Origin of the sequence: Streptomyces sp. NPDC059456, from assembly GCF_042750055.1 — a bacterium.
Taxonomy (GTDB): domain Bacteria; phylum Actinomycetota; class Actinomycetes; order Streptomycetales; family Streptomycetaceae; genus Streptomyces.
Window position 1 is genome coordinate 26,552 of sequence record NZ_JBHYVA010000029.1, and the last position, 935, is coordinate 27,486.

1 protein-coding gene is annotated in these 935 nt (G+C 81.2%); it reads right to left on the reverse strand.

Features of this window, described 5'->3' with window-relative positions; all coding sequences use genetic code 11:
* Positions 1 to 935, reverse strand: a 935-nt coding sequence (locus tag ACFXA3_RS05010) for an ADP-ribosylglycohydrolase family protein (protein ID WP_385182074.1), incomplete at both ends; no start/stop codon positions are given.

The window sequence follows — 935 nt, forward strand, 5'->3', positions numbered from 1 at the left end:
GGGGGGCCCCCGCCCCCGGCCCCCCCCCCGGGGGGGGGGGCCCCGCGCGACGGATCCGGGGGAGGGCGGGCCCTGCGGGACGGCCGCGACGGCACGCTGGAGGGCGTCGGTGACGCTCTGGTGGCCGGCGCGGGACCCGAGCAGGCCGAGGGTGCGCTGGATGGCCGCGTCGAGGGAGTCGCCGCGGGTCAGGCCGTGGACGATCACGGCGAAGGCTCCGGCGGTGAGGTACGCGCCGGGGTGGCCGTGGCTCTGCGCGGCGCACTCGGTGGCGAGTTGGAGGACCAGTGCGGGCTCCCAGCCGACCAGCAGGCCGAAGGGGGCCGAACGGGTGGCGGCCGCCGCGTCGCGGGCGGCGGGGTTCTTCGGCCGGTCGAGGGTGCCGAGGACGTCGTCGGCGAAGCCGGTCATGGTGGCGCGGTCGGGGCCGCGCCGGGCGTAGAGCCACTCCTGCGCGCCGAGCCAGCCGTTGTCCTTGCGGCGCTCGTCGGGGCCCCAGTCGCGCTGGGTGGCGGCCCAGCGCAGGTACGCGCGGTGGATGTCGGTGGGCGGATGCCAGGCGCCGGTGTCCCGGCGCACGTGGGCCCGTATGAGCCCGTCGGCGGTGAACAGACCGAGCTGAGTGGCCGCCCCGACGGACCCGCCCGGCCCGGCAGCGCCGACGGGGCCGCTCGGCCCGTGCGTGCCGTGCGTGCCGCCCGGGCCGGCCGTGCCGACGGGGTGGCTGGGCCCGTGCGTGCCGTGCGGGCCGGCGGGGCCGACCGGATCGGCGCCGCTGACTGGGGCGGTGGGGCTGGCGGGGCCGGCGGGACCTGCGGGCTCGGTCGGCCCGTGCGTGCCGGTGGCGCCGGCGGGGTGGCTCGGCCCGTGCGTGCCGTGCGGGCCGGCGGGGTCGGTGGGGCCGACCGGGCCGGCGGAGCCGACCGGGCCGGTGC